Raw genomic sequence first — 25903 nt, 5'->3', positions numbered from 1 at the left:
TATCTCGTTTCGATATGCTATCCTCAAAATGATTCAAAGCGAAAGCTTTGATATTTTGCAGGATAGCTTTTTTTGTATGCTTTGTGCGCATGATATGAAGATTAGCTATAAATAAACTATAAAGCTTTGGCGGAAGACTGCCAAAAGGAGTGGGCAAGATATGGAATTTACGAAAATGCACGGACTAGGCAACGACTTTATCGTTGTATTTGGTGAAAAACAGCTTCCAGCAGATGCGGCTGAACTTGCGGTAAAATGGTGCAATCGGTTCTTCGGTATCGGAGCAGATGGTCTGGTTTATATACTGCCTTCGGAGAAGGCGGATTTTCAGATGCGCATCATGAACTCGGACGGTTCTGAAGCGGAGCAATGCGGCAACGCGATCCGTTGTGTGTCCAAGTATGTATATGACCATGGGCATGTTGATCGCGAGCAAATTACGATTGAAACGATTGGTGCAGGGGTTCAACCTGTAACTCTTAATATCCGGGATGGCAAGGTAGAGACCGTACGGGTAGACATGGGCGAGCCGATTCTGGATGGTCTTCAAGTACCTACCACAGTGGATGCGAATCCGGTGGTCAATCACAACATTGAAGCGAATGGACATGCATTCAAATTCACAGCGGTGTCTATGGGCAACCCTCACGCGGTCATCTATGTCGATGATGCGGTGAATTTTGATCTGACAACATGGGGGCCATTGCTTGAGGTTCACCCGATGTTCCCGAAAAAAATTAATGTTGAATTCGCAACGGTACGCGACCGCGGATATGTAGACATGCGTGTATGGGAGCGTGGCGCTGGTCCGACACTGGCTTGCGGAACAGGCGCTTGTGCAACGCTGGTATCCTCTGTACTGAATGGTCATACAGATCGTACTGCTGTAATTAGCCTTAAAGGCGGGGATCTGAACATTGAGTGGAACGAGGCGGATAACCACGTCTATATGACGGGACCAGCCGAAGTTGTTTTCAAAGGATTTACTTCATAGTTTCTTGAAAAAAAGTAGAGGGTTACACGGAAGAGGCCTGCAGGGCCTCTTTTTTTATCCAAATTAGACAAGAAGTTACATGCTGTCCGGTCATCAAGGACGAATTCAGCAGATATTTCGCAGGAATGTCCACTGGAGTCGGACATACAGTAAATACCTGTGTTTTTCTTCGTTTTTAAGCATTTTTTGTGTTACATTAGTATGAAAACGATCACAGTCAGGCGGGGGGAAACGGGATGAAGGCAGATTTACGTACAGCGATGAAGCAACGTGTTCTTGTTGGGGATGGGGCCATGGGGACATTTCTATATCAAATGGGATTTCCGGTAGGGATATCTTATGAAGAGTTGAACTTGATTTCACCTGAAGTTGTGGCTGATGTGCATCGTCGCTATCGTGATGCAGGCACGGATATATTCGAGACCAATACGTACTCGGCTAACTTTGACAAGTTGTCTAAATTTGGGCTAGAGTCCAAAGTGGAGGATGTGAACCGTGCGGGCGTACGCATCGCGAAAGAAGTGGCAGGGGCAGAGGGCTACGTTCTGGGTGCAGTAGGTTCGATTCGCGGCGGCAAACGGACAAATGTGTCTACTAGTGAATTGAAACGCTTCTATCAACAGCAGATTTTTGCGTTACTAGACGAAGGCGTAGATGGCATCTTGCTTGAAACGTTCTATGATATCGAAGAGATGGATATCGCTCTTTTGCAGGCCCGCAAGCTGAGCGACCTGCCTGTGATTGGACAATTCGCGGTAGAGGATGTAGGCCATACGCTGGACGGTTACACGATGCCTGAAGCATTTCGTATCATGCGCGAACAGGGGGCTGACGTCATCGGTTTCAATTGCAGGTCTGGTCCGAACGGGATCATGCGTGCGATGGAAACCGTTTCTGGACGTATCGGTGTTCCGATGTCCGTATATCCGAATGCGGGTGCGGCGGACTATGTGGATGGTCAGTTCCGTTACGGTGCAACACCAGAGTACTTTGGTCAGACTGCAATACAGTTTGCTGATCTTGGTGCACGTATTATCGGCGGTTGCTGCGGTACAACGCCGGATCACATCACTGCGATTAAAGAAGCGCTTGCGGATTACGTACCTCAGCCGATTGCTGAACCTTATCCTGCCGAGATTACGTCACGCATTGTACTTCATGAGAATGTGGATGAACGCGCAGGACGAGGGGGCCAGCCAACCATTGTTGATCTGGTCAAACAACGCCACACGGTCATTGTAGAGCTCGATCCCCCGCGTGATCTGGATATTGCCAAGTTTATGAAGGGTGCCGAAACACTGAAAGCGGCAGGAGCGGATGCCCTTACGCTTGCTGACAACTCCCTTGCTGTAACACGTATGAGTAATATGGCACTCGGACATCTGGTGCAGGATCGCACAGGACTTCGTGCACTTGTGCATATCGCCTGCCGTGACCGTAACTTGATCGGAACTCAATCCCATATGATGGGATTCGATGCACTCGGCATTAACCATGTGCTTGCCGTTACGGGCGACCCTGCAAGGTTTGGTGACTTGCCTGGTTCAAGCTCCGTGTACGATTTGACATCGTTTGAAATCATAAGAATGATTAAACAACTGAATGATGGTGTAGCCTTTTCGGGTAAACCGTTGAAACAGAAAGCCGGCTTTGTTATTGGAGCGGCCTTCAACCCGAACGTGAAACATCTGGACAAAGCGGTACAAAGGCTTGAGAAGAAAATTGCCTCCGGGGCAGACTATATTATGACTCAGCCGGTGTATGATCCGGAATTGATCGTGGCGATGCGTGAGGCAACCAAACATCTGGACATTCCTATTTTCATCGGTATTATGCCACTCGCAAGCGGCCGAAACGCAGAGTATCTGCACAATGAGGTTCCAGGTATCCAGCTTTCCGATGAAGTGCGTTCACGGATGGCAGGACTGGAAGGTGAAGAGGGGCGTGCCATGGGAGTGACGATTGCAAAAGAGCTACTGGATGTAGCTACAGAGCACTTCAAGGGCATCTATCTGATGACTCCGTTTATGTTCTATGGCATGACGGCAGAACTGACTCAATACGTCTGGGAGAAATCGGAGCATCAATGTCCTACTTGTTTCAACCCTAATAATCAATTACAATAGTAAAACGGATGTGATGCCGATGTCATTCAGTATGACCGGATACGGTCAATCCGCCTTTCATTTTGGCGGCTACAAGGTACAATTGGAGATCAAATCAGTCAATCATCGTTATTGCGAAGTGATGATGCGTCTGCCTAGAGAGTGGACGTATTATGAAGATGGTTTGAGAAAGATCGTACAGGGCCGCTTGAAGCGTGGGCGGATTGATGTTTATGTAATGAAAGAAAAAGAGGAAGACCAGGCTCTCCCCGCTGTTCTGAATGAGCAGGCGGTCAGGGCCTATCTGCAGGCTGCAGAGCGGCTTGAGTCTCAATTTGGAATGCAGGGCAAGCCAAGTATTGTGGATATGCTAGGTTTGCCGGATGTCATGGTTCAACCGGATGGGACAAGCCCCATCCAAGAGGAACAAAAAGACGAGTGGGAGCAGGTTCTGCAGGCTGGGTTGAACGAAGCTCTGTCCAGTTTGGAGCAGATGCGCGCTCGTGAAGGTCTTCATCTGGCCAATGATCTGGAGCGGCGGATTACCCGTCTGGAGTCACTACACACCGAGATGCTTGCACTTGCACCCACTGTGGTGAGCGATTACCGCAACAAGTTGAGACAGCGTCTTACGGAGTTGCAGGAGGACGGCTCTTTCCCTTTTGATGAGCATAAATTGGGTATGGAAATCGCAGTCTTTGCTGATCGTTCCAACATTGAAGAGGAGCTTACGCGTTTACTCAGCCACTTTGGACAATGTAGAGAATTGTTGAAGAGCGAGGAATCGGTAGGCCGCAAGTTGGACTTCCTGATTCAGGAGATGAATCGCGAGGTTAATACGATTGGATCAAAAGCCAACCACTTGGCTCTGGTGAACCGTGTTGTCGAGATGAAAGCGGAGCTGGAGAAGATTCGTGAGCAAGCGGCGAACATCGAATGAACGGCTAAATTTCGGCAAAAGAGTCGCATGTATAGGGGGAAGAACCTGATTATGGCAATCAAACTCATTAACATTGGATTCGGTAACATCGTATCGGCGAACCGGATTATATCCATCGTGAGTCCGGAATCGGCGCCGATCAAGAGAATTATACAAGAGGCTAGAGATCGTCACATGCTGATTGATGCAACGTATGGAAGACGTACACGTGCCGTAATTATTACGGATAGTGATCATGTTATTCTGTCTGCAGTTCAGCCTGAAACGGTCGCCCATCGTCTTTCCTCGAAAGATGATGATAACGACGAATAAAATGGAGTGTAATATGTCTAAGGGATTACTGATAGTGTTGTCCGGCCCCTCTGGGGTCGGGAAGGGTACAGTATGCAGTGCGTTGCGCCAACGGGTGCCGAATCTGACTTATTCGGTTTCAGCAACCACTCGTCAGCCACGTTTGGGTGAAGAGCATGGAGTGAACTATTTTTTCCACTCTCATGATGATTTTTTGAGAATGATTGCCGAGGATCAACTGCTGGAACATGCAGAGTATGTGGGCAATTATTACGGTACTCCGCGTAATTTTGTGGAGAAAACGATCAACGAAGGCCGAGATATTATTCTGGAGATTGAGGTTCAGGGTGCACTTAAAGTGAAGGAGAAATTCCCTGAGGGAATTTTTGTCTTCCTGCTTCCTCCTTCTTTGGATGAGTTGAAGGATCGTATTCAAGGACGGGGCACGGAAAGTCAAGCGACGATTGATCACCGGATGTCTGTAGCAGTCGATGAGATCAATCTGCTCGAGCATTATGACTATGCCGTGGTTAATGATGAGATTGATTCGGCTTGCAAACGAATAGAAAGCATCATTATCGCCGAACATTGTAAGATCAATAAATAATCCCTTTTGCCGCCGCGTACAGCGATATTCATGGGGCAGTTGTCATATCATGTTAAGGTTGAGGTTCATTCTGGACTGCTGCTTCTACGTGAGGACACGCAACATCAGGTTCTGTCCGGCGGCAACTTGTGATTATACTAAAGCAAAGAGGTGTTTTGTTAATATGCTGTATCCTTCAATTGATGAAATGATGAACAAAGTTGACAGCAAGTATTCCCTGGTTGTTGCTGCTTCCCGCCGTGCGAGACAGCTTCGTGAAGGCGAAAAAACAGAGCTGAGAAACGCAAAGTCCCATAAACAGGTTGGCGTTGCTTTGGAAGAGATTTATGGTGATCACCTTGTTGTGATTAAAGGGCAGGACGAAGAAGAAGAGTAAGCCCCAGGGCTGCTCTTTAACTGCATACGGCGATAGCCGAAATCATTTTGACAACCGAAAGGTTGTTATTTTTTTACGAATAAGCCTTGATCATATAGATGAACTAGTATTGAACTTGTATTGATGTCTTAACATTATCGGGGGATATTGAACATGTTGAACGGTAAAAAAATCGTGCTTGGCGTAACAGGGGGCATTGCAGCTTATAAAGCAGCAACATTATGCAGCAAACTGGTGCAAAAGGGAGCGGATGTTCACGTCATCATGACCGCTTCGGCGACACAGTTTATTACCGAATTAACGCTGCAAACGTTGACCCGAAACGCAGTATATACAGATACATTCGATGAACGTGAGCCAGCGGTGGTCTCTCATATTAATCTCGCAGACATGGCTGATTTGGTGCTGGTCGCTCCGGCAACAGCGAATGTCATTGCCAAGATGGCACACGGGATGGCTGACGATATGCTAACTACGACCCTGCTTGCTACTACTGCACCAGTGATGATTGCTCCTGCCATGAATGTGCACATGTATGATCATCCGGCGGTGCAACACAATATGAATCTGCTGGCTGAACGGGGCACATTAATGATTGAACCGGGTGAAGGACTTCTGGCTTGCGGATATGTCGGCAAGGGGCGCCTGGAAGAACCGGAGACCATTGTGGATGTGGTGGAGCGTTTTTTTGCACAGCGTGATGCGGTATCGGTAAAACCTTCAGAACAGACCTGGTTTACAACTGTTGCACAAGGTGGTGCGCAGCCGGGAACTCAAGAGTCGTTGCACAGCGTGATGTTAGGACACGATTCGCTCTTAAATGGTAAAAAGGTCGTGGTTACCGCTGGTGGTACGATCGAGCGCATTGATCCGGTGCGTTATATTACAAATGATTCATCCGGGAAAATGGGATTTGCGATCGCCGCTGCAGCGCGTGATCTTGGGGCTGATGTGAAGCTTGTTATGGGTAATACACAGGCACAGCCGCCAGAAAATGTAGAGATCATACCTGTACAGTCTGCACAGGACATGTATGAGTCAGTATCCCGTGAGTGGGATGGTGCGGATATCGTCATTAAGGCAGCCGCTGTCGCGGATTATCGCCCGAAAGAAGTTTACATGGAAAAAATCAAGAAAAAAGGCGACACGTTGTCGCTCGAACTTGTGAAAAATATAGATATTTTGGAGACGCTGGGTAAAAGGAAAACCCATCAGTATTTGATTGGTTTTGCTGCCGAGACCCAGTCGCTCGAGATGTATGCACGTGAGAAACTGGAACGGAAAAATTGTGATCTGATCGTAGCCAATGATGTCACCCGTTCGGGAGCAGGATTTGGAACAGACACCAATGCGGTGCATATTTATGACCGTGATGGGTTGGTAGAGGAGCTTGAGCTGATGTCCAAGGAAGAAGTGGCACATCGTTTGCTCCGAATTGCGGCGGAGCGCATTGCCGGGAGGAATTAGAAGATGGAGATTGCCAAGGTCATTGTCGATGTGCCTGTGAAGCAGACCGACCGGCCTTTTGATTATCTGGTACCCGACTCCATGAAGGAATGGATTGAGGTGGGAAGCAGGGTAGGTGTACCTTTTGGACATCGCACCGTGCAAGGATTCGTCGTTGATCTGGTTCCCCGTACGGGAGAGGAATCGTTTAAATTAAAACATATTCAGGAGCTGCTGGACATTGTGCCACCGCTATCGAAGGATCTGGTGGAGCTGGCGGAATGGATGAGCGAGCGATATGCGAGCAATCGGATTTTGTCCTTGCAAGTGATGGTGCCGACGGCTTTGAAAGGAAAAGCGGAGCGCTACATTTCACTAGGAGATGCACTAGATGGACATGTTGGAGGTGAATCTTCTAACGAGGACGTTCTGTTTATGTGGGGAGAGGAATCGACAACCGAGAAGGTGCAGCAGGATATTATCCGTTTTGTCAAAAGCCGGGGGCAGGTTCCGCTGCAACAATTAAGCCGAAAATACCCCAACCATGCAGCCTTGATCAAAAAGCTGTTGCTCGGCGGTGTGCTTTTGGAAAGTCAGGCGATTAAGGATAAGCTGAATAAAAAAACGATGAAGTCCGTGAATCTGGCTGTGGATATCGCTGTCGCGGAAGAAGCGTTGTCTTCGTTCCCGTCAAAAGCACAACGGCAGAAGGAAATTCTTTCTTTTTTGCTGGAGATGAAGGATTTGCTGCCCATGCCTTTGAAGGAAGTATTGTCTACGCTTCAAGTTTCGGCAGCAACGATCAAAGGCCTAGAGGAAAAAGGCTTGGTTGTAACAGAGGATGTAGAAGTGTTCCGTGATCCGTATCAGGGCAGACGTTTTAAACCGACAGAACCACTGAAATTGACAGACGAGCAACAAGGCGTATACAGCAGCATCAACGGCCGGTTGCAGGAACAGCGTCATGGTGTATTTCTTTTGCATGGCGTTACCGGAAGCGGTAAAACGGAAGTATATCTGCAGACGATTCAACAGTGCATCAATCAGGACAGACAGGCCATCGTGCTGGTGCCGGAGATTGCTCTTACTCCACAGATGGTGGAGCGCTTCAAAGGACGTTTTGGTGATCAGGTTGCGGTCATGCACAGTCGTCTTTCCGGCGGTGAACGTTATGATGAATGGCGTAAAATCAGGGAAGGTCAGGTGAAAGTTGCGATTGGTGCCCGCTCTGCGGTATTTGCTCCATTCAGCCGTCTGGGACTGATTATTATGGATGAAGAACATGAGACTTCCTATAAACAGGAAGAAACGCCGAAATACCATGCGCGTGATGTAGCTGTCAAAAGAGCACAACAACATCAGGCCGTGGTGGTTCTGGGTTCGGCTACCCCTTCGTTGGAAAGTTATTATGCTGCGCGTTCGCAAAGCAATGATGATTTTGCTCCTCTCTTGCTTGAAATGCCTACAAGGGCGCTTGGCAACAATCTGCCAGCTGTACGAATCATCGATATGCGTGAAGAACTGAAGGATGGCAATCGTTCCATGTTCAGCAGAGCGTTACACAAAGGGTTGGAAGAGCGCTTGGAGCGCGGAGAACAGACGGTGCTGCTACTGAATCGGCGCGGATATTCAACCTTTGTGATGTGCCGAAGCTGTGGATATGTGGCGGGCTGTCCTGAATGTGACATCTCTTTGACATATCATCAACGTTCCAACAATTTACGCTGCCACTATTGCGGGTATGCTGAAGCGGCGCCCGAAACGTGCCCGGATTGTGGAAGTGAGCATATTCGCTACTTTGGTACAGGAACGCAACGGGTTGAAGAGGAACTGGCCAAGCTGTTTCCAGGGATACGGGTGATCCGTATGGATGTGGATACAACAACGGAGAAAGGCGCGCATGAGAAGCTGTTAAAACAGTTTCGGGAGAAAAAAGCCGATGTGTTACTTGGAACCCAGATGGTTGCCAAGGGGCTCGATTTCCCTGATGTGACGCTCGTTGGAGTCATCACCGCGGATTCAGCTCTTAACTTGCCTGATTTCCGTGCTGCCGAGAAAACCTTCCAACTGCTGACACAAGTGGCAGGCCGAGCGGGTCGTCATCAATTGCCGGGTGAAGTATTTGTACAGTCTTACACGCCAGAACACTACTCCATTGGACATGCAAGCCAGCATGACTATGTATCCTTTGTGAAGGAGGAATTGCTACATCGGAGAAATTTACAGTATCCGCCATACTGTCGTCTGATTCTGGTAACCTTCTCCCATGAACAACTTCCTGTACTGATTCGATTGGCTGAAAACTATACCCGATTGCTGAAAGAAAAGGCGAATGCTGCTGGATGGCTGGGCAGTCTGGACCGTTTCAGTAACGAAGCCTTTGATGTGCTTGGGCCTGTAGCTTCTCCAATTCCAAGGATCAAGAATAGATACCGATTCCAATGTATGATAAAATGGCGTGGGGATGTGGATGCCATCGGTCTGGCTCTGGCAACGGCCCGGCACATGGACGATGATGTTCAGGCCCAGAAGCTGCTCATTAGCCTTGATGTAGATCCGCAGATGTTAATGTAGACATTTTATAGCATTTTGATGCGAAAATGTGGATGTGAACAAGCGGTATAAACATAGATTAAATGAACAACGAAATAGAGATTATTGCCTAGAAACTATGATGAGAATTGGGAAGGTGCTTACAACATGTCGATTCGTATTATCGTTAAAGAACCAGATGAGGTGCTTCACAAAAGAGCCAAGGAAGTTACCAAAGTTACACCTAATGTGCAAAAGTTGCTTGATGATATGGCAGACACGATGTACGACGCAGAAGGGGTAGGTCTTGCAGCTCCGCAAGTCGGTATTTTGAAACGTTTGATTGTGATTGATGCAGGAGATGAGCAAGGGCTGATCAAAATGATTAACCCGGAGATCATTTCCAGTGAAGGAGAACAGTTCGGACCCGAAGGATGTCTGAGTATTCCTGGAATTAACGGTGATGTTCGTCGTTTTGAGACAGTGACCGTTAAAGGCCTCGATCGTGAAGGTAAAGAGTTGATTATTACAGGAAGCGGTTTGTTATCCCGTGCGTTTCAGCACGAAATTGACCATTTGGACGGTGTGCTCTTCACAGATATCGCTGAAAAAGTATATGAAATTACCCCAGAGCAAACTGGACCGCGTCGCAATTAAGGAGTGATCGATTTGAATATTGTCTTTATGGGAACACCTGAATTTGCCGTTCCTTCTCTGGATATGTTGATGGCGGAAGGATACCATGTGGTAGGCGTGGTAACACAGCCGGATAAACCGCAGGGAAGAAAAAAAGTGCTTACACCTACACCGGTTAAGGCCGCAGCTGAAAGCCACGGTCTGCCGGTGTTTCAGCCTGTCAAACTTCGTGATCCGGAAGCGGTAGCCCGCCTTGCGGAATGGAAACCGGATTTGATCGTCACTGCCGCATTTGGACAGATTCTTCCCAAAGCGGTGTTGGATATGCCGGTTCGCGGCTGTGTGAACGTGCATGGATCTCTTCTGCCTAAATATCGCGGAGGAGCTCCGATACAACGTTCTATCATTAACGGAGAATCCGTCACAGGGGTCACGTTAATGTATATGGCAGAAGGTCTGGATACCGGGGATATGATCTCTCGTGTGGAAGTACCAATCACGGATGAAGATACATCCGGCACGATGTTTGCCAAATTAAGTGAGGCCGGCTCCAAGTTGCTCCAAGCGGAGATGCCACGTCTCATCGCAGGCGAAACGACAGCTGTTCCACAGAATGATGAGGAAGCTTCCTATGCTCGTAATCTGACACGGGAAGACGAGAAGATGGACTGGAATCGTACATCCCGTGAATTGTTCAATCAGATTCGTGGTCTTGTTCCTTTTTCGGGTGCATTCACGATGTGGGATGAACAGGTATTTAAAGTTTGGGCAGCGTGCAATCCAGATCAGGTGGCGAATGAAGCTTCATCTGTTTCCAGTGCTGGACAAGCCGAGCCTGGAACCGTGTTGCAATTGAACAAATCAGGCATAGAAATCAAGACAGGCAATGGTTCTTTGTGGCTGACAGAAGTACAACCCGCTGGCAAAAAAGTAATGCAAGCCGCTGACTTTGCTCGCGGTGGAACATTGAAACCTGGTATGGTGCTGCGATGAGTACTTCAAGATCAGGACATTCTTCAGGAAAAGAACGCAAAGGGGCAGGCAACGGAAACGCAGGAGGCCCCGCGAATCTTCGTCAGACTAGCAAAGGTTCTTCTGCTAAGGGAAGCCAGACTCATGATCGTTCGCAGAAACCGAAGACATCTGCTCGTGCACTCGCTGTCAAGGTACTGAGTGCGGTGGAGCAGGACGGAGCATACAGCAATCTGGAACTGAACCGCCGCCTCAAAGAAGCAGATCTTAGTTCTGCAGATGCAGGACTCGCTACGGAACTGGTGTATGGAACGATTGCAAGGCGAAACACGCTGGATTATTATCTGGAGCGTTTTGTTGCCAAAGGAACAGCAAAGTTACAGCCTTGGGTGCGTAGTTTGCTTCGGATCAGTGCGTATCAATTGATCTACCTGGATCGAATTCCGGAACATGCCGTCGTCAGCGAAGCAGTGAACCTGGCTAAGAAACTTGGTCATCAGGGAATCTCAGGTATGGTTAACGGTGTGCTGCGGAATATGATTCGAAACAAGGAGCAGTTGCATGTTCCCTCACATCTGCCGGTAGCTGAACGGATCTCACTGGAGCATTCTCACCCGCTGTGGATGGTGGAGCGGTGGATTGCTCAATATGGGGAAGAGACAACTGAGGCCATCTGTCGTGCGAATAATGAACCTCCAGCAGTGAGTATACGTGTGAATACGACGATGACAACACGGGACAAGCTAATGGAGGAGATGGTAAGCTCTGGGGCTGTGGTTGAAGCTTCGCATCTTAGCCCAGATGGCATTCTGGTTCGAAGCGGCGGCAATATGGCTCTAACGTCCTGGTACCGGGATGGGCTTTTCTCGGTTCAGGACGAAAGTTCTATGCTGGTCGCTGAAGCCGTAGCGCCGGAAGAGGGACAAAACGTGCTGGATTGTTGCGCAGCGCCTGGCGGCAAGACAGCTCATATAGCAGAGAAAATGCGGGACCGTGGACGCATCATAGCTAACGATGTTCATGCACATAAACGCGAGCTTATTTTGGATCAGGCTGAACGTCTTGGATTAAGCTGCATTGATGCGGTAACCGGGGATGCGCTTGATCTAGACAAGCGATATGCCGAGTCTTCGTTTGACCGGATTTTGCTGGACGCACCTTGCTCAGGTCTAGGAGTCATTCGTCGCAAGCCGGATGTGAAGTGGACTAAATCCTCATCCGACATCGAAGACATCTCCAGTTTGCAACGAGAACTTCTGGATTGCGTTGCGCCATTGCTCAAACCGGGTGGCATTCTGGTATACAGCACGTGTACCATTGAATCGGCAGAGAACGAGTATATGGTAGCGGACTTTTTGGATCGTCATCCAGAGTATAAGGCTATCGAAACATCCGCATGGTCACAGCCAGGAAGCAGGGAATGGAAGGCTGTGAATGGTGGTGTGCAGATTTTGCCACAATACGCTCACAGTGACGGTTTCTACATCGCAAGGTTGACAAGAACGGCCAATTAAACGTTTAATAGAGCACTAAAGGAAGGCCGCCGAGGAAAACCCTCGGCGGATTTCTTTGTGAGAGGCGACTTGGTGATTACTAACTCGTTTATAAAACGATGTCAGGATGCGATGGCAATAGCGAGATGTTATAATGCATGAAGAACGGGTCTCCAGGGTATACATGGATGTAAAGTGCCGTTTATGATAGAATAGGACGAATGCAGTAAAACGATGCAAAGCAAAAGAAGTGCAAATGAAAAGAAAAAAGGAATAGGTGTTGAAAACAAAATGAAACCTTTTATATACGATTTTTCCCTGGAGCAACTGCAGCAATGGGCTGTGGAGAACGGGGAACCAGCGTTTCGCGGCGGTCAGATCTTTGACTGGATTTATGTGAAACGTGTAAATGATTTTAGTGAAATGACCAATCTCTCCAAGACGCTACGCGAGAAGCTCGCAGAGCAGTTTGAATTCGTAACTCTTAAGGAAATTACGAAGTTCGAGTCCAAGGATGGCACGGTGAAATTCCTATTTGGTCTGCATGATGATCATGCGATTGAAACGGTTATTATGAAACATAACTACGGGAACAGCATCTGTGTAACAACACAGGTTGGTTGTCGGATTGGTTGTACGTTCTGTGCATCCACGCTCGGGGGACTGAAACGTAACCTGACAGCCGGGGAGATCGTTGCTCAGGTTGTACAGGCTCAGAAAATTCTGGATGAGCGCGGTGAACGTGTCAGCAGCATCGTGATCATGGGTTCGGGTGAACCATTTGAAAACTATGAAGCAACGATGACGTTTTTACGGATTATGATTCACGAAAAAGGTCTGAATATTGGTCAGCGTCATATCACTGTCTCTACAAGTGGAATCGTGCCGAACATCTACAAGTTTGCAGATGAAGACACGCAAATCAATCTGGCTATTTCGATTCACGCACCAAATGATGCCTTGCGTTCGAAACTGATGCCGGTGAACCGTCGTTTCCCATTTGATGATGTGATGGAGTCTCTTCGCTATTATCTGGCTAAGACAGGCCGAAGAATTACGTTTGAGTACGCATTGATCGGCGGTGTAAATGACCAGCCAGAGCATGCGGCAGAACTGGCAAGTGTGCTCAAAAACATGTTATGCCATGTCAATCTGATCCCGGTTAACCATGTGCCTGAGCGCAAATATGTAAGAACATCAAGAAGTGATATTTTTAACTTCCAGAGAATCCTCTCGGAACAGGGAGTTAATGTAACGATTCGCCGTGAACAGGGACATGATATTGCTGCCGCTTGCGGCCAGCTTCGTGCAAAGCATATGGAGTTGAGGTGAGAGCGTTTTGATCAAAACAGTTCATGTGAGCCATATCGGACGAGTACGTTCGGTGAATGAAGATTCAGCCTGGATTCGGAATCTGGATACAGGATATATTCTGGGAATCGTTGCAGACGGCATGGGTGGACATCTTGCTGGTGATACGGCAAGCCGCCTTGCAGTGGAGACGTTGGTACAGGATCTGGCAACACTTGAGCCAGGTTTGTCCCATGCTTCCCTGTCAGCTGCGCTTAGCGATGCGATTCTTCATGCGAATGAAGTCATATTCCGCACAGCATCCACGGACGATAAGTATCATAATATGGGGACGACAGTTGTCGCCGCTCTGTTGAATGATGCGGAAGGTGTGATTGGACATATCGGGGACAGCCGTGCATACAAAATTGCAGGTAAGGAAGTATTCCAGCTGACCGAAGACCACACACTGGTGAATGAATTGTTCAAAAATGGTCAGATTAGCAAGGAGGACGTATCTCACCATCCACGTCGCAATGTGCTTACCCGTGCACTTGGCACAGATGCTGAAGTGAAGGTGGATATGGACGCTGTTCGATTGGAAGAGGGGGAAGTACTGCTTCTCTGCAGTGACGGACTCAGTAACCTGGTCAGCAATGAGCAGATTATTCAGGTTGCAGGCAATCTTGACCTTCCACTGGAAGATCGTGCAGATCGACTGCTACAGCTGGCATTGCTTGCTGGAGGAGACGATAATATCACTGTCGCTTTATTTGAGCCTCAGCAGCAAGACGCCCCACAAGTGGAAACGGGGTGTGAGTCATGATTGGGCATCAGCTAGGCGGACGCTATGAAGTCATTGAGCGTGTCGGTGGTGGCGGCATGGCTCTGGTTTACAAAGCCCAGGATTTGCTCTTAAACCGAAATGTGGCAATTAAAGTGCTCAGACAACAGTTTGTTCATGATGAAGAGTTTATTCGCCGTTTCCGGAGAGAGGCACAATCAGCTGCATCGCTCTCACATCCTAATGTCGTCAGCATCTATGATGTGGGTCAGGAAGATGACGTTCATTATATTGTTATGGAGTACGTTGAAGGCAAAAATCTAAATGAAATTATTAAGGAACGTGCGCCTTTGCAGGTCGACGAAGCGGTACACATTGCTTCCCAGATCGCGGATGCACTGGATCACGCCCATCATAATCAGATTATTCACCGGGACATTAAACCGCATAACATATTAATTGGCCGGAATGGCCGGGTAAAAGTAACAGATTTCGGGATCGCGCGTGCTGTTACCTCTACAACGATCACACAGACTGGCTCTGTCGTGGGCTCAGTGCATTATTTCTCACCAGAGCATGCCAAGGGTATTGTGACGGGGGAGAAGTCGGACTTATATTCTCTTGGAATTGTACTTTATCAAATGCTTACAGGACAGCTTCCATTTCTCGGGGAAAGTCCGATTAGTGTAGCTTTGAAGCATTTGCAGGAAGAGTTTGATGAACCACGCAAATTCAATCCGCTCATTCCGCAAAGTGTGGAAAATGTCATTCTGAAATCCATGCGTAAAAATCCGCAGGAGCGATATCAATCTGCGAAAGAAATGCAGCATGATCTGGAAACATGTCTCATGCCAGAGCGCCGCAATGAGTCCAAGGTTGATTTTCCGGATGAGGATGACATTGATCAGACACGTGTAATGCCAGCCATCAAACCGGAACCGCGTGGAATGAAGTCTACTGGAGCGGTACCTGTGATGGAAACAGATCAGGAACAGAACGCAGGTAAACCGAAGCAGAAAAACTGGAAAAAACCAACGCTTATTATATCCTTGACGGTTCTTATTCTGATCGCCATGGTCGGAGTGGTATGGTATGTCAAAGGTATGCTTGTCGTACCTGAGGTAACGGTGCCTAACGTAGTCAATCAGACAGAAGAAAAAGCCCGCCAACTGCTTGAGGAACAGGGCTTGGTGGTGAGCAATGAAGTCATTCGACAGTACAAAGAAAATGTAGACCCAGGCATTGTCTTTGACCAGAGCAGGAATGAAGGCGATGTGGTCAAAAAAGGTACTGAGGTTCAGCTAAGTGTTGGCGCGGAAAAAGAATTGGTGAAAATGATTGATGTTAAGCTGGAGCCTTATGCTGAAGCGGTCAAAAAGTTGACTGCGCTTGGTCTTAAGGAAGACCAAATCAAGCGTAAGGACGATTTCTCCAATGAAGTGCCTTCAGGTTCCGTCATTGCCCAGACGCCTGGTGTAAATGAAGAATTTGATCCTGAAGCTGTTGAGATTGAGTTAACCGTAAGCAAGGGAACTGAAACGGTCAAAATGCCTGATCTGAAAAATCATACGCGCAGTGAAGCGGAACAAATGTTGAAAGAAAAGGGACTAGTGCTCGGACAGGTACAGGAAGAGTCCAGTTATACGGTAGAACAGGGTAAAGTAACCCAACAATGGCCAGTAGAAGCGGGAACAGATGTAAGCCCTGGTGACAAAATTACGATCTTTATCAGCACAGGGTACCCTCCTGAAGCACTGCAGTATCCATTTAACATCAACGTATCACCAAAAGAAGTGGGTAAAAATAGTAAAATTCGTATTACCTATGAGGATGCACGCGGCAAAAATCAGGAGTGGGGCACACGTACAATCAATTCCGCTCAAGTCCTGACCATACCGCTTGTACTCGCACCGAATGAAAATGGCGCAGTGTCCGTTTATCGTGATGGTAAATTCCTGGATACGTATGTTGTATCCTACACTGACGCGAAGAACGGTACAGTGAATGTACCTTCCATCGACCCTGAACAGAACACGCAAGCACCGCCAGCCAATACCCCTGATCCAGGGAATGGCGACAATGAAGGCGGCGTAGATAATGGTCAGGAAAAAGAACCTGACTCCACCCCGGCTGATGGAGAAGGGGATAATCAGGAAGGCGACACTGCAGCAATGAAGACGGATAAAGGTCCAGGCAAGCATAAAGAGGATAAGAAAAAAGGAGTTATCAACGCATCAGGCCGTCCATAAGGACGGCTTATGCTGACATAAGGAAAGAATATTACTCATCTGAAGGAGGGCGACGGAGCTGTGCCAGAAGGTATCATCGTTAAAGCGTTAAGTGGTTACTACTATGTCATGCCGGTAGAAGACAACGGGGTTCCTTCGGTTGAAGGTTCCGCCGTGCAATGCAGAGCCAGAGGGATTTTTCGCAAAAGAGGCACTTCTCCGCTTGTTGGCGACCGAGTAAGCTATATGCTCACGGAGAATGGGGAAGGAACCGTTGATGAGATCCACAAGCGAGAGACCGAGTTAATTCGTCCGCCGGTGGCAAACGTCAGTTTGGCTGTTCTGCTATTTTCGGTCAAAGAGCCTGATATGAATCTGAATCTCCTGGACAAGTTTCTCGTGCATATTGAGCAAGCCGGACTCGATGCCCTTATCGTACTGACGAAACAGGATCTTATTGATCCAGAAGCTGAGGATCGGAATATCGTGGCTGAAGTGAAGACAATGTACGAGCAGATAGGGTATGAGGTTATTTCGACCAGTTCAAGGACTGGAGAAGGCAGTGAGCTGCTTAGAGAACGCCTTGCGGGCAAGATCAGCGTGTTTTCCGGTCAGTCTGGTGTTGGCAAATCATCGATGCTGAACGCATTGATGCCAGGACTCACCCTAGAGACGAGTGCAATCAGCATGCGTCTTGGGCGCGGGAAACATACGACCAGACATGTGGAACTCATTCCACTCGATAATGGCGGATTTGTTGCGGATACACCGGGATTCAGCCAGTTGGACTTTCTGGAGATTGGTGTGGAGGAATTATCCACATGTTTCCGAGAGTTTGCCCAGTTTGCTGATCAGTGTAAGTTCCGTGGTTGTACACATACGCATGAACCAGGCTGTAAAGTGCTGACAGCCAAGGAGGAAGGTCTGGTCTCTGAAAGTCGATACCAGCATTATGTTCAGTTCCTGACAGAAATGAAAGATAAGAAGCGGAGGTATTAATATGATTAAAATTGCCCCATCAATATTATCGGCTGACTTCGCCAAATTAGGTGCAGAGGTTGCCGAAGCACAAGCAGCAGGCGGAGATTGGATTCATGTTGACGTTATGGACGGGCACTTCGTTCCTAATATTACACTCGGTCCTGCTATTGTTAAGGCCATTGCACCTCATACAACATTGCCGCTTGACGTTCATCTAATGATTGAGAATCCGGAACGGTACGTGGAAGAGTTCGCTAAAGCCGGCGCAGCGGTGATTACAGTTCATGCTGAGGCGTGCGTGCATCTGCACCGTGTCATTCATCTCATTAAAGAGCAGGGAATTATGGCAGGCGTTGCTCTTAATCCTGGTACTCCAGCAAGTGCAATTCAGGAAGTACTGGACGATGTAGATATGGTTCTTGTCATGACGGTGAATCCTGGTTTTGGCGGACAAGCATTTATTTCCGGTACGATGAACAAAATCAAGCAGATTCGTACATGGCTGAACGAAAGAGGACGTCATGACGTACATATCGAGGTAGACGGCGGTATTGCTGCAGATACAGCTCCACTCGTTGTGGAAGCTGGTGCTGATGTTCTGGTCGCTGGTAGTGCCGTATTCGGACGTGAAGACCGCGCTGCTGCCATTGCCGAGATTCGTAGCAGTTACGAGGGTTAATTCATGACTTTTAAAGAGACATTGCTGACAATGGCGGGAAGCATGATTACGGGCTTGGTGCTTGCACTGTTTTCAGTTCTCCAGGCTCCATTTAATGCGCTCACGTCATTAATTGGGGTTGCCGTAGTTATCATGTATTTCCGAAAGTTTGATCGGAAGGGACATCGGATTACTTTTGTCATTTTCAGCATACTGTATTATCTCATGAGTGTTTTTATGATCGCTGTTTATCAGTACATCCCTACTCAAACGTAAATGGGCTGATCTCAGGCTTGTCATTGTGGAATAGGGACAGCAGGTTCCGCATAAATATGGTTACATGAGCAGGTTTCTCATGTAGCCTTTTTTGTCGTGTTTGGGTGAAAAAGGCCTGAAGCATAGGATACGGCGGATGCATGAGCATGATGGGGAGGGTGAAGTATGAAATTTTACACATTCAAACTGCCGAAGTTTTTGGGAGGGTTTGTAAAGGCGATCCTGAATACGTTTCAAAAGAACTGATCTGATTAACAGCACAGTTAGTCGAATACCGCCGTTGTGGCTCCACGCTCATCTGGAGAACCAGATCTGTATGATGTGCCATGCGGCGGCCATTCCTGTGTGTTGGACATGTGCTTTTTGGAACACCAAAAAAGCACCTGCAAGGAACAAGGTGCTTTTTGCTTACCCGATTTATAGTAGCTTTGCGTGATTATACGCGAGTCACTTTACCGGCTTTCAGTGCACGGGTGCTTACGTATACACGTTTTGGTTTGCCGTTCACGAGAATACGAACCTTCTGAACGTTTACGCCCCAAGAACGACGGTTACGGTTGTTAGCGTGGGATACGTGGTTACCGGTGCCCGGTTTCTTACCTGTCACATAACATTTGCGAGACATAGATTACACCTCCTATCCTAAAATAACCAGTGCCTTTGGGAGAGACAAACGTCATTCCATAAGGACTTAATTGTTCTTACCTGATCCTAAAGATCAGGCTTCAGTAGCTAATGGGTTGTTCAAGCCGGCGTGGCCGGATCATTTCCATTACTTAACCTGCATAAAACAATACTTAAATATAATATCATAATCAAAAAAGCTTCGTCAACTGATCCAAAAACTTTATTTATTTCTCTTGTCTAATATAGTACAATGTTGAATAGTCCATAATACAGCCATGAATAGGCTGTTGCCGCGGGAAGCCGGAGAAAAAACCGTACGTAGAGGTTGGAGGTTTGCTTTTTTGGCAACGCTGTGAGATGCGGCATTCCATCATTGGCACCAGTCTCCATGCGGCATTCATGTCGGCTTCTGATACCGGTGCATATCCCTATGCCCGCATAACGGGTTGCAGAGAATGCAGGATATTGGTAGCCCGGCCGCCCAGACCGTTTATCCGGCTGACATGTTGTATTATATGCCTGTGCCGGACAAGGTATGGACGAAGAATAACGCAGCCGCGTTAGCGCATGAACAGACCAAATTGATTCTTGGTGCAAGTTGTTCGTGTATCAAGCTAGGAAGGGGAATTCTCACTTGAGTATACGTTCTTTAAATGGAACAGATTTCACCGCAATGGTTCTCGCCGGAGCGGAACAACTAGGGCAGCACGCAGAACATGTCAATTCCCTGAATGTTTTCCCTGTGCCGGATGGTGACACGGGAACAAATATGAATTTGACAATGACTGCTGGTGTTGCAGAGATCAAAAGAAAGAGCTCTGCTTCCATCGGAGAAGCTGCCGCAATACTGTCGAAGGGTTTGCTTATGGGCGCGCGCGGAAATTCAGGGGTTATTTTATCCCAATTGTTCCGTGGATTCAGCCGTTCAGCAGCTCCTTATGAAGAATTGAATACGATTCAATTCGCAGCCGCCCTGCAAAATGGTGTTGACGCAGCATACAAAGCTGTAGTTAAACCTGTGGAGGGAACCATTCTTACCGTAGCTAAAGAAGCGGCTAAACATGCCAGCTACTATGCAAGACGGACGAATGATATCACTGAATTAATGAATGAAGTTCTATTAAAAGCAAAAGAAGCGCTGGCGATGACTCCAGAGTTGCTGCCTGTTTTAAAGCAGGTCGGTGTGGTGGATTCGGGTGGTCAGGGTCTTGTATATATTTATGAAGGTTTTATGGACGTGCTATTGAAAACAGACGGTAGTTCACGTGCCTCACTGCAAAAAGAAACTGCTTCTTCAGTAGCAACACCGGTGAAAACGCCTGCAATCGAGCCAGTTGCAACGAAGGCGGCACAAGTAATTACGCCCGAGATGCCTTTGTCAGCTCAGGCAAGATTGGAAACAGAAGATATTGAATTCCTGTACGACATGGAGTTTTTCATCAATCGTGAGCTTGGTGAGAATGCAGGAGCAACATTTGATGAAGAGTCGTTCCGTAAATCGTTGTCAATAAATGGAGATTCGATCATCATCATTGCAGACGATGAAGTGATTAAGGTGCATGTGCATTCCAAGACACCTGGTGATGTATTAAATCTGGCTTTGAAGTATGGAGAGATTACACAGATTCATATTCTCAATATGCGTGAACAGCACCGGGACCTGCTGAGCGCAGGCATGGATATTGCAGCTTCACCTGATCTCTTTGCTGACATTCCGCATGAGAAGACAAGCACATTGGAAGAAGCGGTGCTTCCGGCTGATGAAATGGCACCATATGGCTTTATTGCGGTTTCTTCCGGTGACGGTATTGCGGAAATTTTCAAAAGTCTGGGTGTAGATGTGGTGATGTCTGGTGGTCAGACGATGAACCCAAGCACAGAAGACTTTGTAAAAGCCGTTCGTTCGATTGCGGCGGATCAAATTTTTATTTTACCGAACAACTCCAACATCGTTCTTGCAGCTGAACAAGCTCGTGAATTGCTGGAGGATGAGCGTCGGATTACCGTTATCCCGAGCAAGACGATTCCACAAGGGATGGCAGCGGCATTTGCTTTCCAAGAGGATGAGTCTGCAGAAACGAATCGTGAACAGATGCTGGAGGCCATTAGCCGCGTGCAGTCCGGACAAGTGACACATGCCGTTCGGGATACACAATATGATGAACTGGATATCAAAGCCGGAAATTATATCGGGATCTATAACTCCAAAATTGTTGCGACAGATGAGAGCATGCTTCATGCTTGTGAAGGTCTGCTTGGGCAGATGATGGAGAGCGGAGATGAAGTGGTTACGGTTCTTGAGGGGGAAGAGGCTGACGCTGAGATTACTTCTTCTCTTGTTGCATGGCTGGAAGAGCAGTATCCTGACGCGGAAGTCGAGGTACATCAGGGAGGACAGCCCGTGTACTATTATCTGTTCTCTGTAGAGTCCTAATTGCGGTTGTTTCACAAGCCAATCACTATCGATTTTAGACGCTGGACGAATGACTTGTTAAACATGCATGATAGCACTTGATGTGAAGAGGAGGAGAGCCTGTGAGCCACAAGGTTGCGATTGTAACGGACAGTACGGCGGATATTCCTGAGGAACTGGTTCGTAAATACGGTATACATGTGGTTCCCTTGCGTGTGTTGTTTGGGGAAGAAAACTATGCGGATGGAGTGGAACTGACTTCGGAGCAGTTTTACGATAAGTTAAGGCAGAGCGCAGTCCTGCCTACGACTTCACAGCCTTCTCCTACCGATTTTATGGATGTGTACCAGCGTTTGCTGGACGAAAACCCGGACCGACCTATCGTATCTATACACTTGTCTTCGGGCATGAGTGGTACGTATCAATCGGCGATGCTCGGCAAGTCTCTACTGGAACGGGAAGCGGATCTAACAATCATTGATTCAAAATCGGCTTCCTACGGGTATGGTCTAATGGTTGTACATGCTGCCGAGCTTGCTGAACAAGGCAAGTCTGTTACTGAGATTGCAGTTGCTGTGGAGGCAATGCAACAATCCCGTAAACTGTTTTTTCTGGTGGATACGCTGGAGTATCTGCAGAAAGGCGGACGGATTGGCAAAGCCTCAGCGATCTTGGGAACGCTGTTAAATATCAAACCGATCCTGTCTATCGATGAAGAAGGCGTAATCTACGCCGTAGAGAAAGTCAGAGGTCATAAAAAGGCTATGGCACGTATTATTGAACTGTTCCAGAAGGATCTGGCTGGAAAACGGGTCAACCTGGCGGTAGGTCATACGGCCGACCCCGCGTCAGCAGAGGCTTGTGCGGAACAGTTACGAGGTCATTTTACATTGAATGAAGTGATCTATACGAATATCGGGGCGGTTATTGGCAGTCATGTGGGGCCCGGTGTTATTGCTATCTTTATGTGGCCTGTTCCGGAATGAGGGATTAGATATGAACTTGGAAGAAATATCAGTCAAGCAAATTAACGGCGTGAGTGCTCTCAAAGAGGGAGAGCTTCACGCCTTTGGCATCTCTAGTGTGAAAGACTTGCTGGAGTATTATCCGTTTCGTTATGAAGATTATCGTCTGCGTTCGCTTAGTGAGGTAAAAGACGGAGACAAAATTACGGTACAAGGTCAGGTTATGGGTGTTCCGGTGTTGCAACGTTACGGTAAAAAGTCCCGTCTGACTTGCAAGATTATGACGGAAGAGTGGATGATTACGGCAACGTGGTTTAACCGCCATTTTCTCAAAGACCAGCTTACACCCAACCGGGAAATTGTGCTTACCGGAAAATGGGAACAAAAGCGTATGCAGCTTACCGTATCTGACTCGGAATTCCCGGATAAAGGCGATGGACGTTCAGGCACACTGCAACCGGTATATTCCGTCACGGGCAAGGTCACGCAGCAATGGATGCGCAAGACGATTAACCAGGGGCTGACTCAGTACGGTGAGATGATTCCGGAGATTTTACCGCAGGGATTGATTAAAAAATATAATCTGATGCCACGCAAGCAGGCCATCGCAGGTATTCATCGTCCGCAGGATAATCAGGAAGGTCAGCGAGCCAGACAGCGCATGGTCTATGAGGAGTTATTTTTGTTCCAACTTAAAATGCAGGCGTTTCGTGCGTTAAATCGAAACCGAATGGATGGCATGGTACATACAACGGACAATACGACGATTCGAGAGTTTGTACGTAGTTTGCCGTTTGAGTTGACAGATGCGCAGAAGAAGGTGGAACTTGAAATATTGCATGATATGCGTTCACCCTATGCGATGAATCGGTTGCTGCAAGGCGATGTAGGTTCTGGTAAAACGGTGATCGCAGCCATTGCACTTTATACGACGGTGCGCTCCGGCTTTCAGGGGGCACTTATGGTGCCAACTGAGATTCTGGCGGAACAGCATATGCGTTCCTTGCAGAAGCTGTTTGAGCCTTTTGGTGTGACGGTGGGTCTGTTAACGGGCAGTGTTAACGGGCGCAAACGCAAGGACTTGATCGCCTCATTGCAGATGGGGATGCTGGATATTGTTGTGGGCACACACGCCCTGATTCAGGAAGATGTCTTTTTCCGGGAGCTGGGCCTTGTGGTGACGGACGAGCAGCATCGCTTCGGGGTGAATCAGCGCAGCGTTTTGAGACGTAAAGGCTATAATCCTGACGTATTAACGATGACTGCTACGCCGATTCCCCGGACACTTGCGATTACGGCTTTTGGTGATATTGAGGTATCGACGATATCGGAGCGGCCGAAGGGACGGATTCCGATATCCACGTATTGGGTGAAGCATGACATGATGGAGCGGGTGCTTGGTTTTATATCGAGGGAGGTAGATCAAGGGCGTCAGGCGTATCTGATCTGCCCACTGATCGAGGAATCGGAAAAGCTTGATGTGCAGAATGCGATTGACCTGCATGTGCAGATGCAGCAGAACTTCCCCAAATACAAAGTGGGCCTGCTCCACGGCCGTATGACCGCTGCGGAAAAAGAAGAAATGATGCGTGAATTCTACAGCAATGACATTCAGCTGCTCGTGTCTACCACGGTGGTAGAAGTCGGGGTCGATGTACCCAATGCAACACTGATGGTCATTATGGACGCAGACCGGTTTGGGTTGTCCCAGCTGCATCAGCTTCGAGGTCGTGTTGGACGTGGTTCTCATGCATCTTATTGTGTGCTGATCGCTGATCCGAAGACAGAGGTCGGGCAGGAACGCATGAAGGTCATGACCGAAACCGAGGATGGATTCGAGGTGTCGCGGCGTGATTTGGATCTGCGGGGGCCTGGGGATTTCTTTGGCACGAAACAGAGCGGGTTACCTGAATTCCGTCTGGCCGATATGGTGGCGGATTTCGCTATACTGGAGCAGGCCCGGGATGATGTATCTGCACTGATTGCGGAAGCTACGTTCTGGACGTCTGTTGACTATACACCACTGCGTGATTTTCTTCAGCAACAGCAGGTATTCAAGGGCGATCTGATCGATTAAACGCTGGATGTGTTTTAAGGCATGTTTTGTAAAAAGTGACAAGTGAACAAGCCCTTCCGACATATGAATAAGAAGTGAGTTCATTTTTTGGGAGGTGCTGTACGTTTTGGGTTACCAACAATATGGAATCAGTCCGCAGCTGGTGGAGCGGATCAAACTAAAGATGAAAAATCCTGCGGTCAAAGAGCGGATTAAAAAGCTGATTGATGGCGTAACCAAGGCAGATTTGCAGGATAAGGCAAAGGTCCGCAGGTTGATTAAATCGTCGGCAGTCATTATGAATGAGAACTTCTCGCCTGCACAGGAAGAGCAATTTGTTGCTTTTGTCATCGGGCAGAAGATCGATCCAAACAATACGTTTCATTTGATCAAATTGTGGGGCATGTTCAGGTAAAGTTGAATGTGAGGGGGTTACTTCAAAACATATAGGGGTCTACACGGGACACTCCGAGTGCAGTACCATCTTCCGAGCGCTGTTATCCCCAAATTTTTGGAATTACCCTTTATGAGGGTAAAATTCGTTGATAAAGGCGCCCGCTTGCGCTTCTTCAGATTGGTTCTGCTCTCTCCGTTATAGTGTAAACTTAATTTTTGAAAGACCACATTACATTCAAGAGAGATGTTAATGTAAAGAAGGGTGTTTCATCAGTCATACGTGACTTGATGAAATGCCTTTTTTGAATTTTGACAGAGGATCACTTTTGCTTTCCTCCGATAGGAAGGGAAGACTGCAACATACAAGTAGTGTAGACGTGACGTCACAGTACGAGATGCGAGATGTGTGACGGTTATCGGGCTCTGTTATTTTTTTGATAGATGTGGAGGAAGTTAGATTGGAAATGTTTAAGATGCTGAGAGCGCACCGGAGAGCTTGGTTTTCTAACGATCACCACGGTTCAACCCCTTAATATTGGACACTAGCTAGCTTTTTCTCAGATTGACGCATCATAACGTAATGGATTTGGGTTCTATGGTTCCTTCGTTGACCAGGCGCAGGTAATCTGTCGGCGACCAGTCGTGTAGACTGCCGTGAATACGGTCTTTGTTGTAATAACGGATGTATCGATCTACCTCGGAAAAGGCTTCTTCGTAGCTTTCGAAACAATGTCGTTGGTAACACTCACGTTCCAGAACACTATGAAACGATTCAATAAAAGCATTTTTATTCGGTGTTCGAACGGGTGTCCGCTCATGCTCTAAACCTGCTTCTTC

The 25903-nt window shown here is 47.7% G+C and carries 25 protein-coding genes; 23 read left to right on the top strand and 2 right to left on the bottom strand.

Going from position 1 to position 25903, the window contains the following annotated elements; all coding sequences use genetic code 11:
* The first annotated feature begins 160 nt into the window (after positions 1-160).
* The 18 genes from dapF to spoVM all read left to right on the top strand — a co-directional run bounded on the left by dapF (position 161) and on the right by spoVM (position 18855).
* Positions 161-994: a diaminopimelate epimerase gene (dapF, locus tag BLQ13_RS21015; protein ID WP_090923647.1), complete on the top strand. Its 834-nt coding sequence runs from the start codon at positions 161-163 to the stop codon at positions 992-994.
* A 236-nt stretch (positions 995-1230) separates the two neighbouring features.
* Positions 1231-3120, top strand: coding sequence for a bifunctional homocysteine S-methyltransferase/methylenetetrahydrofolate reductase (locus BLQ13_RS21010; protein ID WP_090923646.1), 1890 nt, complete (start codon positions 1231-1233; stop codon positions 3118-3120).
* A 19-nt stretch (positions 3121-3139) separates the two neighbouring features.
* Positions 3140-4039 (top strand): YicC/YloC family endoribonuclease, encoded by a 900-nt coding sequence (locus BLQ13_RS21005; RefSeq protein WP_090923645.1) that lies wholly within the window; start codon positions 3140-3142, stop codon positions 4037-4039.
* 51 nt (positions 4040-4090) lie between these two features.
* Positions 4091-4351 (top strand): extracellular matrix/biofilm regulator RemA, encoded by a 261-nt coding sequence (gene remA, locus BLQ13_RS21000; RefSeq protein ID WP_006209218.1) that lies wholly within the window; start codon positions 4091-4093, stop codon positions 4349-4351.
* Positions 4352-4364: 13 nt separating this feature from the next.
* On the top strand, positions 4365-4937 hold the full coding sequence (gene gmk, locus BLQ13_RS20995; RefSeq protein WP_090923644.1) for a guanylate kinase: 573 nt from the start codon (positions 4365-4367) through the stop codon (positions 4935-4937).
* A gap of 163 nt (positions 4938-5100) precedes the next feature.
* Positions 5101-5313 carry a DNA-directed RNA polymerase subunit omega gene (gene rpoZ / locus BLQ13_RS20990; RefSeq protein ID WP_090923643.1) on the top strand — a complete coding sequence of 71 codons (213 nt, stop codon included), beginning with the start codon at positions 5101-5103 and terminating at the stop codon, positions 5311-5313.
* Positions 5314-5466: 153 nt separating this feature from the next.
* Positions 5467-6780 (top strand): bifunctional phosphopantothenoylcysteine decarboxylase/phosphopantothenate--cysteine ligase CoaBC, encoded by a 1314-nt coding sequence (gene coaBC, locus BLQ13_RS20985; protein ID WP_090923642.1) that lies wholly within the window; start codon positions 5467-5469, stop codon positions 6778-6780.
* Between the two features lie 3 nt (positions 6781-6783).
* Complete coding sequence (gene priA / locus BLQ13_RS20980; protein ID WP_090923641.1) at positions 6784-9333, top strand: primosomal protein N'; 2550 nt, start codon at positions 6784-6786, stop codon at positions 9331-9333.
* A 126-nt stretch (positions 9334-9459) separates the two neighbouring features.
* Positions 9460-9948 carry a peptide deformylase gene (gene def, locus BLQ13_RS20975; RefSeq protein ID WP_090923640.1) on the top strand — a complete coding sequence of 163 codons (489 nt, stop codon included), beginning with the start codon at positions 9460-9462 and terminating at the stop codon, positions 9946-9948.
* Between the two features lie 12 nt (positions 9949-9960).
* Complete coding sequence (fmt, locus tag BLQ13_RS20970; RefSeq protein WP_090923639.1) at positions 9961-10920, top strand: methionyl-tRNA formyltransferase; 960 nt, start codon at positions 9961-9963, stop codon at positions 10918-10920.
* Positions 10917-12413 carry a 16S rRNA (cytosine(967)-C(5))-methyltransferase RsmB gene (rsmB, locus tag BLQ13_RS20965; RefSeq protein WP_090923638.1) on the top strand — a complete coding sequence of 499 codons (1497 nt, stop codon included), beginning with the start codon at positions 10917-10919 and terminating at the stop codon, positions 12411-12413. Before fmt ends, rsmB begins: the two co-directional genes overlap by 4 nt.
* Before the next feature lie 270 nt (positions 12414-12683).
* Positions 12684-13724, top strand: a complete 1041-nt coding sequence (gene rlmN, locus BLQ13_RS20960) for a dual-specificity RNA methyltransferase RlmN (protein WP_090923780.1) — start codon at positions 12684-12686, stop codon at positions 13722-13724.
* Positions 13725-13731: 7 nt separating this feature from the next.
* Positions 13732-14508, top strand: coding sequence for a Stp1/IreP family PP2C-type Ser/Thr phosphatase (locus BLQ13_RS20955; protein WP_090923637.1), 777 nt, complete (start codon positions 13732-13734; stop codon positions 14506-14508).
* Complete coding sequence (pknB, locus tag BLQ13_RS20950; protein WP_090923636.1) at positions 14505-16715, top strand: Stk1 family PASTA domain-containing Ser/Thr kinase; 2211 nt, start codon at positions 14505-14507, stop codon at positions 16713-16715. The genes BLQ13_RS20955 and pknB overlap by 4 nt, the downstream gene beginning before the upstream one ends.
* A 60-nt stretch (positions 16716-16775) precedes the next feature.
* A complete protein-coding gene (rsgA, locus tag BLQ13_RS20945) occupies positions 16776-17693 on the top strand; it encodes a ribosome small subunit-dependent GTPase A (RefSeq protein WP_090923635.1) in 918 nt (305 codons plus the stop codon).
* A 1-nt stretch (position 17694) separates the two neighbouring features.
* Positions 17695-18354 carry a ribulose-phosphate 3-epimerase gene (gene rpe / locus BLQ13_RS20940; RefSeq protein ID WP_090923634.1) on the top strand — a complete coding sequence of 220 codons (660 nt, stop codon included), beginning with the start codon at positions 17695-17697 and terminating at the stop codon, positions 18352-18354.
* A 3-nt stretch (positions 18355-18357) separates the two neighbouring features.
* The gene (locus tag BLQ13_RS20935; RefSeq protein WP_090923633.1) at positions 18358-18609 is read left to right on the top strand and encodes a hypothetical protein; all 252 of its coding nucleotides are present in this window, start codon (positions 18358-18360) and stop codon (positions 18607-18609) included.
* A gap of 165 nt (positions 18610-18774) precedes the next feature.
* Entirely contained in the window at positions 18775-18855 is an 81-nt protein-coding gene (spoVM, locus tag BLQ13_RS20930; protein WP_019424875.1) for a stage V sporulation protein SpoVM, read from the top strand.
* A 190-nt stretch (positions 18856-19045) separates the two neighbouring features.
* Here spoVM and rpmB read toward each other — a convergent pair whose 3' ends face one another.
* Positions 19046-19234 (bottom strand): 50S ribosomal protein L28, encoded by a 189-nt coding sequence (gene rpmB, locus BLQ13_RS20925; protein WP_024631107.1) that lies wholly within the window; start codon positions 19232-19234, stop codon positions 19046-19048.
* Positions 19235-19691: 457 nt separating this feature from the next.
* On the opposite strand from rpmB, the gene BLQ13_RS20920 reads away from it, so the two are divergent.
* The 5 genes from BLQ13_RS20920 to BLQ13_RS20900 all read left to right on the top strand — a co-directional run bounded on the left by BLQ13_RS20920 (position 19692) and on the right by BLQ13_RS20900 (position 25085).
* Complete coding sequence (locus BLQ13_RS20920) at positions 19692-19874, top strand: hypothetical protein (protein WP_090923632.1); 183 nt, start codon at positions 19692-19694, stop codon at positions 19872-19874.
* Positions 19871-21670: a DAK2 domain-containing protein gene (locus tag BLQ13_RS20915; RefSeq protein ID WP_090923631.1), complete on the top strand. Its 1800-nt coding sequence runs from the start codon at positions 19871-19873 to the stop codon at positions 21668-21670. Before BLQ13_RS20920 ends, BLQ13_RS20915 begins: the two co-directional genes overlap by 4 nt.
* 101 nt (positions 21671-21771) lie before the next feature.
* The gene (locus BLQ13_RS20910; RefSeq protein ID WP_090923630.1) at positions 21772-22635 is read left to right on the top strand and encodes a DegV family protein; all 864 of its coding nucleotides are present in this window, start codon (positions 21772-21774) and stop codon (positions 22633-22635) included.
* Between the two features lie 10 nt (positions 22636-22645).
* Positions 22646-24691: an ATP-dependent DNA helicase RecG gene (recG, locus tag BLQ13_RS20905; RefSeq protein ID WP_090923629.1), complete on the top strand. Its 2046-nt coding sequence runs from the start codon at positions 22646-22648 to the stop codon at positions 24689-24691.
* Positions 24692-24797: 106 nt separating this feature from the next.
* Positions 24798-25085 carry a stage VI sporulation protein F gene (locus BLQ13_RS20900; protein ID WP_090923628.1) on the top strand — a complete coding sequence of 96 codons (288 nt, stop codon included), beginning with the start codon at positions 24798-24800 and terminating at the stop codon, positions 25083-25085.
* Positions 25086-25636: 551 nt separating this feature from the next.
* On the opposite strand, the gene BLQ13_RS20895 is transcribed toward BLQ13_RS20900, so the two are convergent.
* On the bottom strand, positions 25637-25903 hold a 267-nt coding region (locus BLQ13_RS20895), incomplete at its 5' end, for an integrase core domain-containing protein (protein WP_139168931.1).

Source organism: Paenibacillus polysaccharolyticus, from assembly GCF_900102085.1.
Taxonomy (GTDB): Bacteria; Bacillota; Bacilli; order Paenibacillales; family Paenibacillaceae; genus Paenibacillus; species Paenibacillus polysaccharolyticus.
Note: the sequence above shows the minus strand (reverse complement) of the source record. Positions and strands in the feature narration are given on the sequence as shown.